Annotated in this window: 13 protein-coding genes; 4 read left to right on the forward strand and 9 right to left on the reverse strand. The window is 57.7% G+C overall.

Features of this window, described 5'->3' with window-relative positions; translation table 11 throughout:
- Positions 1-12: 12 nt before the first annotated feature.
- Both B4L76_RS23325 and B4L76_RS23330 read right to left on the reverse strand, forming a co-directional pair.
- On the reverse strand, positions 13-1,038 hold the full coding sequence (locus tag B4L76_RS23325) for an MraY family glycosyltransferase (protein WP_296235427.1): 1,026 nt from the start codon (positions 1,036-1,038) through the stop codon (positions 13-15).
- Positions 1,035-1,997 carry a UDP-glucose 4-epimerase family protein gene (locus tag B4L76_RS23330; protein ID WP_414707277.1) on the reverse strand — a complete coding sequence of 321 codons (963 nt, stop codon included), beginning with the start codon at positions 1,995-1,997 and terminating at the stop codon, positions 1,035-1,037. Before B4L76_RS23330 ends, B4L76_RS23325 begins: the two co-directional genes overlap by 4 nt.
- A 398-nt stretch (positions 1,998-2,395) precedes the next feature.
- On the opposite strand from B4L76_RS23330, the gene B4L76_RS23335 reads away from it, so the two are divergent.
- The 4 genes from B4L76_RS23335 to B4L76_RS23350 all read left to right on the forward strand — a co-directional run bounded on the left by B4L76_RS23335 (position 2,396) and on the right by B4L76_RS23350 (position 7,893).
- Entirely contained in the window at positions 2,396-3,691 is a 1,296-nt protein-coding gene (locus B4L76_RS23335) for a lipopolysaccharide biosynthesis protein (protein ID WP_296235429.1), read from the forward strand.
- Positions 3,681-4,586 (forward strand): glycosyltransferase, encoded by a 906-nt coding sequence (locus B4L76_RS23340; RefSeq protein WP_296235430.1) that lies wholly within the window; start codon positions 3,681-3,683, stop codon positions 4,584-4,586. The genes B4L76_RS23335 and B4L76_RS23340 overlap by 11 nt, the downstream gene beginning before the upstream one ends.
- Before the next feature lie 84 nt (positions 4,587-4,670).
- Positions 4,671-6,308, forward strand: coding sequence for a hypothetical protein (locus B4L76_RS23345; protein ID WP_296235431.1), 1,638 nt, complete (start codon positions 4,671-4,673; stop codon positions 6,306-6,308).
- Positions 6,309-6,495: 187 nt separating this feature from the next.
- The gene (locus B4L76_RS23350; protein WP_296235432.1) at positions 6,496-7,893 is read left to right on the forward strand and encodes a hypothetical protein; all 1,398 of its coding nucleotides are present in this window, start codon (positions 6,496-6,498) and stop codon (positions 7,891-7,893) included.
- Positions 7,894-7,896: 3 nt separating this feature from the next.
- On the opposite strand, the gene B4L76_RS23355 is transcribed toward B4L76_RS23350, so the two are convergent.
- The 7 genes from B4L76_RS23355 to B4L76_RS23385 all read right to left on the reverse strand — a co-directional run bounded on the left by B4L76_RS23355 (position 7,897) and on the right by B4L76_RS23385 (position 15,708).
- The gene (locus tag B4L76_RS23355) at positions 7,897-9,063 is read right to left on the reverse strand and encodes an O-antigen ligase family protein (protein ID WP_296235433.1); all 1,167 of its coding nucleotides are present in this window, start codon (positions 9,061-9,063) and stop codon (positions 7,897-7,899) included.
- Between the two features lie 108 nt (positions 9,064-9,171).
- Entirely contained in the window at positions 9,172-10,302 is a 1,131-nt protein-coding gene (locus tag B4L76_RS23360) for a glycosyltransferase family 4 protein (protein ID WP_296235434.1), read from the reverse strand.
- A complete protein-coding gene (locus B4L76_RS23365; RefSeq protein WP_296235435.1) occupies positions 10,299-11,225 on the reverse strand; it encodes an NAD-dependent epimerase/dehydratase family protein in 927 nt (308 codons plus the stop codon). The genes B4L76_RS23360 and B4L76_RS23365 overlap by 4 nt, the downstream gene beginning before the upstream one ends.
- A 217-nt stretch (positions 11,226-11,442) precedes the next feature.
- Positions 11,443-12,567, reverse strand: coding sequence for a non-hydrolyzing UDP-N-acetylglucosamine 2-epimerase (wecB, locus tag B4L76_RS23370; protein WP_296235436.1), 1,125 nt, complete (start codon positions 12,565-12,567; stop codon positions 11,443-11,445).
- Positions 12,560-13,570: a polysaccharide biosynthesis protein gene (locus B4L76_RS23375; RefSeq protein ID WP_296235437.1), complete on the reverse strand. Its 1,011-nt coding sequence runs from the start codon at positions 13,568-13,570 to the stop codon at positions 12,560-12,562. The genes wecB and B4L76_RS23375 overlap by 8 nt, the downstream gene beginning before the upstream one ends.
- A 21-nt stretch (positions 13,571-13,591) precedes the next feature.
- Positions 13,592-14,452 (reverse strand): dTDP-4-dehydrorhamnose reductase family protein, encoded by an 861-nt coding sequence (locus tag B4L76_RS23380; protein ID WP_296235438.1) that lies wholly within the window; start codon positions 14,450-14,452, stop codon positions 13,592-13,594.
- A complete protein-coding gene (locus tag B4L76_RS23385) occupies positions 14,449-15,708 on the reverse strand; it encodes a glycosyltransferase family 4 protein (protein WP_296235439.1) in 1,260 nt (419 codons plus the stop codon). The genes B4L76_RS23380 and B4L76_RS23385 overlap by 4 nt, the downstream gene beginning before the upstream one ends.
- Positions 15,709-15,949: the final 241 nt, after the last annotated feature.

A 15,949-nucleotide genomic window follows, 5' to 3' on the forward strand; every position in this document is an offset into this window, starting at 1 on the left:
AAGTCGCTCACTTTACCTTTGGTGTCTATCTTCGATTTGACCTGCGCGGAAACGCACGGCCAGCAGCAACAACGGGATATAGGCCAGCACTACACCTGCGGCACCATCCAGGCCGAGCCGTGCAACGCAAAAGGCTATCGGCAGCAACCAGCACAGGTTCAATACCGCAACAGCCAATGTGACTGGCAAGTGCCTGCCAACCTCACGCGAAGCGAACTGGTAGGCGTGGCTGCGGTGAGCCTCGTACACCTTGTCGCCCCGCAACAAACGACGAACCAGGGTGTAGGTGGCGTCGACAATGAACACGCCGAGCAGGATCAACCAGCACCAGAGCATCTCAGGTGCCACCCAGGCGGCTTGCAGCGAAAGACCGCCCAGAACGATGCCGAGGAAGCCGCTGCCAGCGTCGCCCATGAAGATCTTTGCCGGGGGAAAATTCCAGAACAGAAACCCGGCAACTGCGGCGGCCAGCAGCAATGGCAGTACTGCATGGCTGCCAAGACCCGCCATCCAGTATAGCCAGGCGCCACCCAGGCACACAGTGATGGCTTCGATACTGGCGATGCCGTCAATCCCATCCATGAAGTTGTAAAGGTTGAGCAGCCACACCAGGTACACCGCAGCCAGTACGCCCCCCAGCCAGCCCAGGTCCACTTGCAAGCCGAACAGGGCCAATGGCGGCAATCCTCCCATCCAAGCCAGCATCCAGGCGGCGGCAATGAAATGCCCGAGCAGACGCCAGCGGGCCGGAATATGGCCGTGGTCGTCCATGAAGCCGATAACGGCAATCAGCGCACCGCTGCCGCCCAGTGCCACCAAGGTGCGGCTATCCCCCGCGCCGTCTAGCATGAGACCGGCGATGGCCAGCAGGAATGTCAATACGATTGCAACCCCGCCACCGCGAGGCGTAGGCACTGTGTGCGAGCTACGCCCGTTAGGCACGTCGATGATACTGCGCGCCAGCGCGTATCGACGCAGGCCGGCAGTCATCAACAAGGACAGCAGCAGTACTGCGGGTAAAGCCAAGAAAAGCGTCATTGGTGGTTGTTTTCCTGAAAATGCCTTGCTGCAGCCAGAAGCGCCGCATCCACCCGAACCGGAGGCTGCCAGCCAAGCAGTTCGCGGGTTTTACCGATATCGACCTGTAGCGAGCCGCACAATCGCTGGGAAAGCGCCCCTTTGCCGAGCGCCTTGGCGCCACTGCTTAGCAACCAGGCTGGCACCGGTAGCAGGCGGGCCGGTTTGCCGAGCGCCCTTGCCATGCGAGTAAGCAGTTCGGTCGTGGACAGGTCCTCTCCATCACTGACCAGAAACACCTGGTTGGCTGCGCCCGGGTGATCAATGCACCTCAGAACCAGGTCTACCAGATTGTCCAGCGCCACCAGGCTCCGACGATTATGTATGGCACCGAAGGGCAATGGCACACCACGGTCCAACCAGCGCATCATGCTGAGAAAATTGGCTTTCACCCCCGGCCCGTATACCAACACTGGACGAATGATGACAATTTCCATCCCTGTTTGCGCGCCGAGCGCCAGCAAACCTTGTTCCGCTTCATGCTTGGAAATGCCATAGGGATCGACCGGGTGCGGGGTGTCGTCGGCACGGTAGGCAGCGCCAGGGCGGGTCTGTTCGCCATTGACCTTGATTGAACTGACAAACACGAACCGGCGGGCGCCGGCCGCGCTGGCGGCCCGGGCGAAGGCCAGGGTACCGTCAACATTGATGCGGCGAAACTCTGCCAGCGGGTCGCTGGCGGTATCGCTCATGACGTGCACGCGCGATGCGCAGTGCACCACAACATCGGGGCGGTGAACCTGTAACTCGGCGCTCTGGTCATCGGCAAGGTCGCCAATCGGGTAACTGGCAACGCCGGCAGGCATCTCCAGCAAAGGTGAACGCAACGGTAGGACCGTTTCAACGTTTGCGTTGCGACTGAGCGCTTTCAGAACCGCCCCTCCGACGAAGCCGGACGCACCCGTCAAAATTACTTTCATTCTCACCTGATCGCTTATTGGGTTTATTGATGTCTACTATCGGACAGATCGCATGCCAACGGAAGACACGTCGGCAACTCTCAGAAATTACTGACAAATATCCCTCGAAAACGCCAACACGGCAGTGTGTAGCGCGGGGTGAACACGGTAGTTACTCGAGACCCTAATGAATCTGGAGCAAAACTACAAATCGGCTGTCCGAATACCCGGCCTGGCCCTGATCGATATCAACTCCCCTGATGTCGAAGCGTCCAGAGCATGGACAGCCCATGCAAAACAAAACAGAATCCGTCCTCCCCCAAAGGTATCTATAAGAACTCATGTCCACAGGGAAAGTCACCAACGCGCTTTCTTCTCCGATCGCGGCAAGCATAGCTGCGATATTTGGCCGATTCCTGTTGTTGGGCACCGGCGCCCTGACCGGCATCATCATTCCTCTGACCATGTCGCAGACTTCGGTCGGGTTGTTCTTTCTGGCCCAATCGCTTATCGCTGCACTGGCCACCTTGGGCCAGCTCGGCCTGAGCATTACCGCGCCTGCCTGCATCTCCACCGCGCAGGGGCACCGCGACGGGGGCCAGGTAAAGCAGCTGTTACGCCGCACTCTGCTGTTGGCGGTGCTGTCGACCATTGCCCTGGCAGTGGGGTTCAATATTTTTATGCAGGTACTGTCACGTTACGAAGGTGACGACCTGCTGCGGATGCTGCATGGCATTGCCCCGCTGGTGTCGCTAAGCATGATCCTGGCGGCGATCAGCACCGTTCTGGCCGAGCAGCATCGTGCCTTGGGCCATTTCGTGCAGGCCAGCTTCCTGACCACCGGGGCCAGTCTGGCCAGCGCGGCTACGGTTATCCTGGCCTGGCGCGGCGAGCTGCACATTGAACTGAGCACGCTGATCCTGGCTGGCGCCGTGGGCGCCGGCTGCACCACCTTGCTCGGGGCCTGGAGCCTGTGCCAATGGTATCGGGCGCAACCCCGGGGCAAGCCGAATACCAGTATCGGCTATAGTACATTGCTGCGAGAAACCCGGCCCAATCTGACAACCACCGCAGTGCTGTTCGTAATGTCGCAGGCCGACCTGTGGATCATCGCCTGGTTCGGTGATGCGCCCGGGCTGGCCATCTATGGTCTGGCTTCACGCCTGGCAGCCTTGGTACTGATCCCGCTGGCAGTGATCAACACCGTCGTCGCGCCCTCGATTGGGCGTATCTGGGTGCGCGGCAAGAAACGTTATCTGCAGCGCGTAATGGGGGTAGGTGCGGGAGCGGCGACGCTATTGGGGCTTGCAGGCTATCTGCTGTTCATTGCGTGTGGCCAGTTCGTGCTGACGCATGTGTGGTCCAGTGAATATGCCGATGCATACTATATATTTGCCATCTTGGGCATTTCGCAACTGGCGCAGACTTACGCCGGTACTGCCGGCTTCGTGCTGATGATGCTACAGAAACAGCACGTGGCCATGCGTATTTCGGTCATCAGCGGGCTATGCATGATTACCGCCGGACTGCTGGCAATGTGGTTGTATGGAATCATCGGTTTGGCCGTGGTATACAGCCTCGGCGGTATCTGCCAGTCGCTGGCACAGATTCACTGCGTGAAACGGATATTCAACCTCAGCACCACCGCCGATTACGTTTCATTGAGCCGGTTCGTGCACCTCTATTACCGTCGAAAGGTATCTCATGGTCGCTAGCAACATACAGCCCAAGGTTTCGATCGTCATTCCTACCTACAACACCGGGCGCTATGTACTGGATGCGATCGACAGCGTGCTGCAGCAGACCTATCCGAACGTGGAACTGATCGTCGTCGATGATGGCTCCACAGACGACACTCCTGGGCTGCTGGAGCAACACCCGGGCCATTTCATTCGCCACCGTCAGGCCAACGCTGGGCAGAGCGCGGCGATGAACTTCGGCTGGCAGCAGAGTACGGGCGAGTTGCTTGGCTATCTGAGCGCCGATGACCGCTTGCACCCGCGTGCCGTCGAGGCCATCGTCGCAGCCATGGCCAAGGCCCCTGAGGCTGTGCTGGCCTACCCGGACTTCTGCGTCATTGATGAACATTCCAAACATGTGCGAACAGTTCAAACTCCCGATTACGAAGAGCGGCTGCTGATCGCCAACTTCCAGTGCCTGCCTGGCCCCGGTGCGCTGTTCCGCCGCGCCGTGTGGGACAAGGTCGGTGGCTGGAACACCGGGCTGCGCAACATTCCGGACATGGACTTTTTCCTGCGTCTTTGCCAGTACGGGCCATTTATTCGAGTAGCCGAACCCCTGGCGGACTTCCGTATTCACTCAGGCTCGACCACCTATAACCCGTGCAACGCCGAACGCTCCGACGAGCCACTCAAGGTAATCAACAGCCTTTACCAGACCAATGGCCTCTCGCCCTCCATTCTTGGCTGGAAACGCAAGGCCATTGCCAATGCCCATATGCTTTCCGGCTTCATGCACGGGTTTTCCGGGCGCTATGCGATGTTCTTGGTACGCATGGGCAAAGCCGCTCTGCTGGATCCTCCGTCGATTCTTTCACGCAAAATGGTCAGTTACGTACTAACCATTTTCAGGCCCAAGTCCAAAGCCTGAAGCCTGCTGCAGTATCTGTGGGTGCAGCGGTCCCACAGGTACCGAGACACATCTAAACAGCTATTCCCCACTTGGAGTGCGCGGATGAATCAGATCGTGCAGGCTCACCCGCTGGATAACCGCTACCTGCAAGCCAGTGCGTTACTGCTGATTGCCATGGCGACCCTTGCCGCAGCCGCAAGTTACCCGGCGTCCCTGACACCGCTGCTGCTCAATGGTGTTCTGGCCGGCTTGCTGGTACGCAGCGTGCTGACCAACCGCACCAGCTTCTTCTCGTTCTTCCTGCTGACTTTCCTGATTCTCGGTTGCTGGGCAAAGCTGGTTCTGCACTTCATTTTTGCCACGCAGTTCATCGAGCCGATCGGTGCCTTCGATAACACACCGCAGGCTTGGGACTCGGCCATGCTGGCCCTGAACACTGCATTTGCCACATTACTGGCTTGTCAGGCCTTTGCCGCGCGCCTGCAACCGCCTGCGACCATTTCCATCGATCGGCCACGCGCGTTGCTCAAACCGTCCATGTGGTTGGCAGTTTTGCTCACCGTCGTGCTGCTGGCCGTCAATTTCAGGTTCGCTGTTCTAAAGGTCGGTACCGAGCCTACGCTCAAGCTACACAGCTACGTCTACGTACTGGTTTCGTTCATGATTGCCTGGGGCAACCTGATCCTGCTCGCCACGCTGGGCTATTGGTTGGTACAGACGCGCCAGATGAAACTGGAAACACTTTTCTACATTCTCATCGTTGAAGGCGCGGTTACGGCGGTGTCCATGGGCAGCCGGGCGCAGATGATTCTGCACGTGGCCGCACCGTTGGTGGTTTATCTGGTACATGGTCGCGATCTGGCAGCGGCATTGCGCCTGGTCCAATGGGTCAGGATCCTGCTGGTGACCGGGGTATTGTTCGTGGCATCACTGCTGCTGGTGTCTGCTGACCGCCTGCACTCCTTCGCCCAGGCCCGGCCAATCACGACGCCAGTGATTAGCAGCGAGGAGCCGGCGAGCGATATCAGCCTGACAGCTGCTCGCCCTGTGAGCAGCCTGCTCATTACCTCAGCCGAGTCAGCACAGGCGATCGCAGGTGTATTGGTTCCGGCGATGCCTCTGTTATCCATGATCGCCAATCCTGTAACAATCGCGCCTGTCGGCGCGGAGCCGGATCCTGTGACGGTAGCTCCCGTTGCCGAAACTACTGAGCTAAAGCGTGCCCGCTGGAAAGGTATGCTATTGGAACTGAGTAAGCTGGTAGTGGACCGTTGGGTTGGCCTTGAGGGTGTATTGGCGGTGGTCAGCCACGAACAAACCGGCTGGCCACTATTTCAGCGCAGCCTGACCGAACGCCCGGAAGCCGGCACTCAGGCCATCTACCAGCGCATGTCGAACGCGCAGTATCAGACCTTCGAAAACTTCACTTTCATGACCATCCCCGGCCCGCTGGCCATCTTGCTCTATAGCGGCAACCTGGCCGTACTGGTCGTAGGTCTGGCGCTGTTGTTCTTCGCTGGCATTCTTGTCGAACGGTTTGCAAGCCTGCTGGTCGGTAATATCTTTACTCGCGCTGCCATTGGTGTGGCCCTGGCCTATCTGCTAGTACAGACCAACTTCCCACGGGTGCAGATGTTCTTCCTTATAGAAATACTCGGGTTCATCGCCGGCTTGTATCTGGCACGCATTATTGTCACCTCCCAGACAACCGAAAACGTCGCGCTCATACCAACCCTTTAGTGCATTCATTCCTTTAAAAGACAGAAAGGCTTTGCCGTAGGTATCCGACGAACGTGGGGTGGAAGACTGCACCCTTGCGCTCGCTCCTTGTCACAGTCAGGTCAACCTCCCAATCCTGAGCCGGGTCAAACCCGAGATTGTCCGGTAGTCGGCATGGCTCAGATTTGATAAGGCAGGACCCCTCACGATGACAGTAGCTATCAGGACTTATGGTAATTTCGCGGCCATTGACGTCATGCTGGCACCGCTTTTTGCGCTTTGCGCCTGGGTAACGTTGAATCCGTATTTTCTCTGGCATTCGCTGCGTCATATGGCCATCGCTGGCATGGTTTCCGGTTGCCTGGCCATTGTTGCCCTGCTGCTCGGCGACCGACCGCGGCGGGGTGAGGTTCCCGGTTTTATCCTGATCTGTCTGTTCGTGCTTTATATAAGCATGTTGCCAAAGATTGATGGCAGCACGACGCGCTGGTATTTCGTACTACCAACCCTGTTTGCCCTCGCAGTATTCTCCGACCAGCGTCGCGGCAAGATACTGCAATGGTTTGGCTGGTTCTTCGCGCTCAGCCTGATCCCGGGCATCTTGGTGTCGCTGTGCAAGATTGTCGGCTTGCCACTGCAAATGGACCACCTGCCTCTCCTCAACCCTGCAATGGCAGAGGCCGGGGGGTTCTACTTGCATGCGCCGGGGGCACTGTTGTTGTCTGGCAACCACTTGTCGCTGCCTTGGGGGGGCGAACTCTACCGGCTGTGCGCAGTGTATGACGGACCCGGCATGGTCGGCACGTTGTCAGCATTCTTGCTGGCGGGCAACCGCTTCCGACTCAAGCCTTTCCCCTTTTTCGTCATCTTCATTGGTGGTGTGCTGTCGTTTTCCCTTGCCTTCATCGTCATGGCTTCCCTCGGTTTCCTGTTCCGCCTGGTACAAGCCCGCTCGCCACTACCCCTGCTGCCGCTCGCCATCCTCGGGCTTTTCGGCTTGCTGGTACTGGGCATCCTCAAGCCCAAGGGGCCAGACCCGCAACCAGCTCTGCCTGTGGCAACGCAGGCACGGTTAATGGAACCGGACCCTTCCCTGCAGGAAGAACGGGTTGACCCCTTGGGTAAACCAGCCTCGTCATCGGCGGCCAGCACTGGCACCGCAGTGCCTATCGCACCGCTTGCAGTGCAACAGCCAGAACCTGACCAACAATTGCGCCAGACCCAGTACATCAATAACCGCTCGTTACCGGAGATGGACAAGCTCTTCGCTCGCTACCTGGATGCAGACACCCGCACCCTGCTGTTCGGCATGGGTGCCGATTCCAGTGTGGTCCATGGCGGCGTATCACAGGTAGTGACTCGCATACTCACAGACTTCGGCCTGATCGGTGCCCTGCTGTTCGCGCTGGCCATGATCAGCCTGAGCCTGGCCATAACCCATAGCGCCAAGCGCCGCTTGTGGGTATTGCTGTTCTTCGCGCTGTTTGCACTGAGCATCTACCAGCGCCCGATAGTATGGATGCCTTATGCATTCACAATGTTCATCTGCAGCTCAACCCTGGCTGGGCGCCGCAAGTCGACCAGCGAAGCGCAACCGGCAAGCTGAGCCTCATTTTGCAGCGCTCAGAACGACGCTTGCGTCGTCAGCCAACGCTGGCGACGTGGCCACTTCCGGGTGCGGACCTCTGGCGATAGCCAGCGCAAACAGCGATGCCAGCAATGTGTCATAAGCCGGGGTCAGTAAAACCACCTCGAAAAGGCTCCACAGCAGCGTAACGGCCGCCCCTATGAACACCGAGCGCCAGAATGTCGAGCTGCTTGCCAATTGCGAAAACAGCCGCATGACGCAGTAAAGGTAAAACAAGTACACTGCAGTACCGCCTACCCCCAGCAACAGAAGCATGTTCAACACCGAATTATGCGGATCCCATGCCAAACCGTTGAAAATATAGAAGTATTCAGAGCGTGGTGTGCCGATCAGTGGATGATCGACAATGTGGTATACCGCTGCATGCCATAGGCCCACGCGAATGGACAGAGACTCCGGCAGCCCACCTTTCATGAAAAAAGCAGTAAGGAACACCATCAGGCTGCAGATAATGAACGCGAAGGCAAAAAAGCGCGGATAACGGGAAAGCAGGGTTGTTCTGGTGTCGAGCAACCAGATGGCCACCGCGATGACCAACATCGCGTACCCGGTACGCGAAAATGTGAACATGAACGCCCCAACCAGTGCAATGGCACAGAGGTACTGCCTGGCATACAAGGCCACCAGAATGCCAAGCAGCAGGAACACGGCCAGATAATTGGAGCTGCCCAGAGGCGTCGCAACCAGGTTTTTCAAGGTGTAGAAATCGAGTTGCTCACGGTAACCGAGCCCGATATGTGACAGCATGATGAACGCAATCAATACACAGCCGAAGAGCATGCAGTTCTGCACTAGTAACTCGCCGACGCTACACCTGCTTACCACCATGATGGCTACCGCAGAGTAAAAAAAACAAAAGTAGACGGAGATATCATTCTTGATAGGCGGATACCCGCCGAAAAATTGAAATACCACCGGTAGGCAAGCCAGCGCAGGCAATACCGCCTGCCACCTGAGCGACCTGATCGGCCTGATCTTCAGGCGCAACGCCAGGAGCGGCAGGATATACATCGCAAGCGGTAGTGTGACCCTTGCATAGACATTTCCATAAAATATCGCCATGAAAAATAACGCCAGCAGCACGTGCTCCTGGGTAGCTCTTTTATACCAACGCTCAAGCACCGACATTTCAAACCTGACCGCCATGAACCATTAATTGGACAGCTGCGCCCCTTTATCCGGCGTTGCCGAAGATCACACTGCGGCGATGGCCGTCAGCGGAGCCGTCGGGCGCGCCTACTCCACCATCGACCCCGTACGCAACAGCCGGGCAAAACGCTGCAACATCACCTGCACCATGGCTGACCAGGTGTAATGTTCGGTAATGTAAGCCTTGAGTCGCCCGCCTTTTGCCCTGAGCTCGGCAGGGTCAGCCAACATACGCTCAAGACCCGAAGCGATGCCCGCTGCACTGGCTGGAACCACCAGCCCTCCTTGCACCTGCTCGACCTGATTGAAACCACAGGTGTCGGTGAGCAAAACCGGTAACCCGACAATCCCGGCTTCCAGTGCGACCAGCGACATGGCCTCCGAACGCGAAGGGATGACCAGCATCATTGCCTGACGGTACACCTGGGTACGCTGTGCTTCATCAAGAAAGCCGATGAAGTGAATGCGTCCAGCCAGCCCCGAGGCATCCACTTGAGCCTGCAGGTCCTGCTGCATGCCAAAGTCCGGCCCAGCCATCACCAAGGGGTATCGTTGCGCCGCAGGCGTGTCGAGATAGGCCTGGATCAGGAAGTCAGGCCCTTTGACTGGTGCCAGCCGCCCCATGAACAGGATAAAGGGCTCGCTCGGCAGTTGTACAACCTCTGTCCGTCGCGCCGGAGCTGGGTCAGCCACGGCGTTGCCGATAACCGGAATGGAAGCTGCCGGCACGCCTGCCACCTGCGCAATCAGCCCTTGTTCCAGGTCGGTAATGGCGATAAAACCTGCGGCCCCCTTGATCAACCAGCGGCCCAGCAGCAGGTGAAACACCTTCATGATCGGACGCGGCGAACCCACTGACGCGAATTCGCCTGCCGGACACAGGATATAAGGGCGCCGACCCAGCAACGCCAGCAGGCCCATGGCGATACTCAACAGGTTCCAGTAGCCCATGATGTGCAGTACATCCGCCCTGCGTACAGCGCGCCAAGCTCGCCAAGGGTTGAGCAACGGGATCGGGAAGCGCGAACCGATTCTCCCCGTGACGTAGCTTTTTACCCCCTGCTCATCAAACTCCCGTTGCCATGAATTGCCGGTCATGGCTACGGCTTCGCAGGTGCTACCGGCTTTGGCCAGGTGCAGCGCCAGGTGCCGGGTGCGCTCGGCTGTACCACCGCCAAGCTTGGCATCCAGCGAAATATTCACCAACAATACCCTCATGCCGATGCCCTCAGCAGGGCAATGTAGCGCTGCAATTGTTGCTTGAAGTCTGCCGTGGGCGGCTGCTGCCACTCGGCAAGCCGCTGCTCGCTGAAGCGACGCATGGGGTTGGCATTGCTGATACGGCGCATACGCAACAGCAAGCCGAGCAATGCCGGCGGCAGATGCGGCAAGTAGCTGATCGAGGGCCGGCCAAACGCCTGCATCAAGGCATCCTGCAGGTGACCAAAGTTGTTTTCCGGCGCCGCATCATCCGTTACTAGCACCACTTCCCCTTGGCTTACCTGTGGCACGTAGGCTACGAATGCCAAGGTTTGTGCGACCTTTTCCACACTGACCAGATGCATGCGGCGCGGGCCATAAAGGATCCGCCGCAACGCCAGCTTCCAGACGGGCGCGACGGACACCTCACGAACAAACGACACGATGTTCAGCCCACCATCACCAAACACCGCGCCCAGACGCAACACCAGCACTTCGAAGCTGTCAGCCGGCACCATGCGCGCCAACGCTTCAGCAGCGGCGTGCTCACGTTCATAAGGCGTCCTGGGTTCGAGCTGCGTGTCGGCGTCGACCACGGCGTCCGGCGCAGCACCGAATACATCGATACTCGATACGTGCACATAGCGCTTGATGCGTGCTTCGTTGCAAGCGGCGAGCACATTGGCGATAGCCGGCTCGAACCAGCCACTGCCATCGGGCCGCAACAGGTTGATCACTGTGCAGCCGGGCACCAGTATGGCTGCGAGGCTCGTGGATTCATTCACGTCAAAGCGGGCCACTTGCACCGTGGCATTGGTCAACCATTCGGGTTCGGTACGGTGGACCGCATAGATGACTTCCGTGTCTTTCAACGCGTCGCATACAGTCAGGAAATGTCGGCCAACAAAGCCGCTTCCCCCAATTACCACCAGCGTGTTCATAGGCCGTTCGCTTCTCCATCAGCCAAGGCGGGGTACAGTGTGGGCCTGATACCTGTCAGCAGACCAGAAGGGCCACTTCGCCGCCCAGTGTCGGCAAGCCCGACAGAGAGCTCGCCATCGACAATTTCTGCTCATTACTTGTGGCACCGGCTTGCCGGGCAATGGGCTGCAGAGCAGCACCGATCAGCGCGGGGTGACGGGATCAGCCTCGGGTCGCTTACTTGGACCACACCGTACGATTGATGTAATCGGTGTAGCTGTACACGATCCGTACCACCTGCTTGGAAACCGGCCCGCCCAGGTAATCCTGCACCACCGGGATCACCCGCTGGTTGCGGTCATGTTGGCTGATCACCACGCGCACCGCGTCCAGCACACGGCCCGGTGTCAGGCCGCACATGATCAGGGTGCCTTCATCCATCCCCTCCGGTCGCTCATGGGCGTTGCGGATGGTGACCGCCGGCAGGTTCAGCAAAGAAGCCTCTTCGGTGATGGTACCGCTGTCGGAAAGCACGCAGAGCGCCCCCATCTGCAGCCGGATGTAATCCAGCAAGCCGTAGGGTTTGACAAAGCGGATCAGTGGGTGGTCCAGGCTTTCGCCCAGGTCCTCGAGGCGCTTGCGGGTACGTGGGTGGGTGGAAAAGATGATCGGATGGCCATAGCTGTCGGCCAGGGCGCGCAGCGAGGCCAGCAGGTCACGCAGGTTCTGCGGGGTATCGACGTTCTCTTCGCGATGCGTGCTGACGATGAAGTACTTGCCCTCTTCCAGCCCCTCGCGTTCGAGCACCGTGGAAGCGTCGATCCGAGGCCGATAGTAGTCCAGCACTTCCTGCATGTGCGAACCAGTCTTGATGATGGTTTCCGGACGAATGCCTTCATCCAGCAAATAGCGCCGGGCATGCTCGGTCAGCACCATATTGATGTCGCTGAGGTGATCGAGCACCTTGCGGTTCAACTCTTCCGGCACGCGTTGATCGAAGCAGCGGTTACCTGCCTCCATATGGAACACAGGGATCTTTCGGCGCTTGGCAGCGATCACCGCCAGGCAGGTGTTGGTGTCGCCGTACAGCAGCAAAGCGTCGGGTTTTTCCAGCTCGAAGATTTCATCGGACTTGGCGATGACTTCGGCGATGGTCCCGGCAGCCGTGGCTCCCACTGCCCCCAGAAAATGGTCCGGTTTGCGAATACCCAGGTCATCAAAGAATACCTGGTTGAGCTCGTAATCGTAGTTCTGGCCGGAATGCACCAGCACATGGTTGGCCTGCTCGTCGAGCTCGGCGATGACGCGGCTCATCTTGATCAGTTCAGGCCGGGTACCGACCAAGGTCATGACCTTAAGCATTGAGTTGTTCCTGGATATAGTCGAGTTTCAGCAACAGAGCCTTGATGCCATCGATGTCGAGCCGCTCGGTGTTGTGTGAGGTGTAGTCGTCCAGCTCGGAGATATGCTGCTCACCTTCGACAAAGTACTTCTTGTAATTCAGGTCACGGTTATCGGCCGGAATACGGTAGTAACGGCCCATGTCGTCGGCCTTGGCCATTTCCTCACGAGATATGAGCGACTCGTAGAGTTTCTCACCATGCCGGGTACCGATTACCTTGATCGGGTTTTCCCGCTTGAACAGCTGGCGCAGCGCTTCGGCCAGCTCCTGCACAGTGGACGCTGGCGCTTTCTGCACGAAGATATCACCTTGCTGGGCGTTCTCGAAAGCGTGCAGCACCAGATCCACCGAGTCCTCCAGCGACATCAGGAAGCGAGTCATGTTCGGGTCGGTCACGGTCAGTTCATTGCCGGCCTTGAGCTGATCGACAAACAGCGGAATAACCGACCCTCGTGAGGCCATTACATTGCCGTAACGGGTGGCGCAAATCACCGGGCCGTTCTGCGGAATCATCCGCGATTTGGCAACCATCAGTTTTTCTGCCATGGCTTTGGAAATGCCCATCGCGTTGATTGGGTATACCGCCTTGTCGGTACTCAACACCACCACGCGCTTCACCCCGTTGGCGATGGCCGCGTTCAACACGTTTTCGGTACCGATGACATTGGTCTTCACGGCTTCCATCGGGTAGAACTCACAGGACGGCACCTGCTTCAACGCAGCAGCATGGAAGATGTAGTCGACCCCGACCATGGCCTCTGACACGCTTTGATAGTCACGTACATCGCCGATATAAAACTTCACCTTGTCGTTGGACAAGGCAATACGCATATCTTCCTGCTTTTTCTCGTCGCGGCTGAAAACACGTATTTCCTTGACGTTGGTGTTGAGAAAACGCTTGAGGACAGTATTACCGAAAGAGCCGGTACCACCAGTAATCATCAGGATCTTGTTATCGAACACGGGTACGCTCCTTGTTGTTCGTTATTGACGCTGTGCGTGCATGAATTGTATGAGCGCCGGCCAGGAAGGTGGCTGGTAGCCCGCATCCGCGCGGAAGCGAGTAGAGTCCAGCGAACGATCGATTACCAGTTTGTCATCCGGTACGATCTGGGTATCCTTGCCATAAACCTTCGCCACTTGCTTGAGCAGCTCATACTTGTCGATCGGCTCTGCAGAAACGTGGTAAAGACCCTTCAGCGAAGGATTGGGAAGAACGTAGTCCAGCATCACCCGAGCCAGTTCGGCAGTCGGCAGGCCTGAAAAAATTGCCTTGGTAAAGCCTTTGACGCAGCCTTGCTGAGAGAGGAACCAGTCGACCAGCGATGCATTGCTCTGCAACTCATGGCCAATAATTGATGTGCGCAGGGTTATGGCGTGGTCCAGGTCATGCAATTCGCCAATGTATTTGGATTTGCCATACAAGTCGGTGCAGTCCGACTCGTCCTGTTCCCGATACATGCCCTTGGTACCCGAAAACACACAGTCAGTACTGACGTGGATCAGGCGCGCACCAGCTACCCGGCACAGCGTTGCCAGACGATGCGGAAGCATGGCGTTGATCGGCAGCGCGGTGAGCGGGTCCTTGGCATCAGCAAGTTGCTTGATCAAGCCCACGCAGTTGACCACCACATCCGGCCGGGCCTTGGCGAAGGCCGCCATCAGCGCATCGGCATCGAGCACATCTACACCACAGAGCAGATGCTCGGCCTGATCTGGCGTGAAAAACCTGCACCCGGACGATGAACGCAACGTGCCCATCACCCGGTGTTGCGAATTGGCCGAGAAATACCGGAAGACGGCGTTGCCCAGCATACCCGAGACACCCAGTACCAAAATGTTCATTGCGTCGCCTTGTCCTGTTCAATCCGTTGTTCAAACATACGCACCAGCGCCTTGCATTGGGCCTTGAGTTCGAAATGTTTCAAGAAGTAGTCCCTGGCCCTGGCGCCCATCTGCTCTCGCTGAGCTTGCGGCATGGCCAGCATCGACTTGATGCACGCCGCGAGCCCGGTCGGATCATCGGCAGGGCAGGTAATACCGGCACCGGCTTCGTTGATGACGCGGGCACCTTCGCCATCCAGGCTGCCAATTATCGGTCTGCCCGCTGCCAGGTAAGCCTGCACCTTGCTTGGGATGGTAAAGCTGAAAATCTCGTCTCGCTTGAGTGTAACCAGTAATACGGCACTAAGTTCGAACAGTTCGGCCATCGCCGAGCGTGGATAAGCACCGGCAATGATCAAGTTGTCCAGGCCCCACTTACGCTTCTCCTCTGCCAGCCATTCAGCCTTGCTGCCGGTACCGACCATCACGATACGGGACTGTGAATGTTCGGCTTGCAGCAATCGCGCCGCCCCGACAACAGTGGCCAGCCCTTGCGCGCTGCCCAGGTTGCCGGCGAACACGACGCAGAAGTGATCACGCAACAAAGTGGTCAATGACTCAGGCAACCTGCCGATCTCGCCGGAATCATCCTGCTGCAGATAAGAGTTGGGGTAGTAGCTTATTTTGTCTGCCCGCGCGTAGCGCTTGACCGGGTCGATGAATGCTCGTGACTGCACCAGCAGCACATCCACGGCCCAGTACAGACCGCGTACCAGCAAGCCCACGATCGTTAACAGGTACTTGTTACGTACGAAACCGGTGGCAGCCAGGCTCTCCGGCCACAGGTCCTGCACCCAGAGGAAGACGGGGGCAGGATGGGCACGCTTCATGGCCAATGCCGGAATTACAGAAATGATGGGCGACGGTGCGAACACGAAGTACACATCGAATTTTCCGCGTCTGGCATGACGAGTGAAATGCCTGACGCCATTGGCGACAAATGAAAAATAATTAAGAATTAGATTTTTTGCTCCGCCTTTTTTACGCGGACGCAAAGGCGCCCGATGAACAACCACGTTCTCGGCAAAACGATCTTCAACTGCACCGTGAGCGGTATATCCGGGAAAAACCTCACCCGCAGGGTAGTTAGGCTTACCGGTAAAAACTTCAACATGCACACCCATCGCGCTCAGTTCCTGAACAATATCATTGATAATGAAGTTCTCAGGAAAAAAATACTGGCTGACCACAGCAATTTTCAAAGGTACTTGCGTCACACTGACTTATCCTTCTGCGTGTGGCGATTTCGGTGCTGCATGAAATGCCTGAACCCTCGCGGCGGCCCCGCTTGATGGCGAGACTGAATCTGGGCGGCTGTTTTGCCGCCATTCCAGGAAACACGGAAAACCAGGAGACAAGCCTCCCACCACCATCCCCGGGATCAATTCCGATGTTGGCGCATGTTATTGCAGTTATCGGGTGACCGCCATCCTTTGGCCATCATAAAAGTATGTAGCT

This window comes from Pseudomonas sp. UBA4617 (genome assembly GCF_002386445.1).
Lineage (GTDB): Bacteria > Pseudomonadota > Gammaproteobacteria > Pseudomonadales > Pseudomonadaceae > Aquipseudomonas.

Bases quoted from the DNA above. Each gene is read 5' to 3' on its own strand.
- B4L76_RS23325 (WP_296235427.1), bottom strand. From the start codon at position 1,038: ATGACGCTTTTCTTGGCTTTACCCGCAGTACTGCTGCTGTCCTTGTTG.
- B4L76_RS23330 (WP_414707277.1), bottom strand. From the start codon at position 1,997: ATGAAAGTAATTTTGACGGGTGCGTCCGGCTTCGTCGGAGGGGCGGTT.
- B4L76_RS23340 (WP_296235430.1), top strand. From the start codon at position 3,681: ATGGTCGCTAGCAACATACAGCCCAAGGTTTCGATCGTCATTCCTACC.
- B4L76_RS23345 (WP_296235431.1), top strand. From the start codon at position 4,671: ATGAATCAGATCGTGCAGGCTCACCCGCTGGATAACCGCTACCTGCAA.
- B4L76_RS23350 (WP_296235432.1), top strand. From the start codon at position 6,496: ATGACAGTAGCTATCAGGACTTATGGTAATTTCGCGGCCATTGACGTC.
- B4L76_RS23355 (WP_296235433.1), bottom strand. From the start codon at position 9,063: ATGTCGGTGCTTGAGCGTTGGTATAAAAGAGCTACCCAGGAGCACGTG.
- B4L76_RS23360 (WP_296235434.1), bottom strand. From the start codon at position 10,302: ATGAGGGTATTGTTGGTGAATATTTCGCTGGATGCCAAGCTTGGCGGT.
- B4L76_RS23365 (WP_296235435.1), bottom strand. From the start codon at position 11,225: ATGAACACGCTGGTGGTAATTGGGGGAAGCGGCTTTGTTGGCCGACAT.
- wecB (WP_296235436.1), bottom strand. From the start codon at position 12,567: ATGCTTAAGGTCATGACCTTGGTCGGTACCCGGCCTGAACTGATCAAG.
- B4L76_RS23380 (WP_296235438.1), bottom strand. From the start codon at position 14,452: ATGAACATTTTGGTACTGGGTGTCTCGGGTATGCTGGGCAACGCCGTC.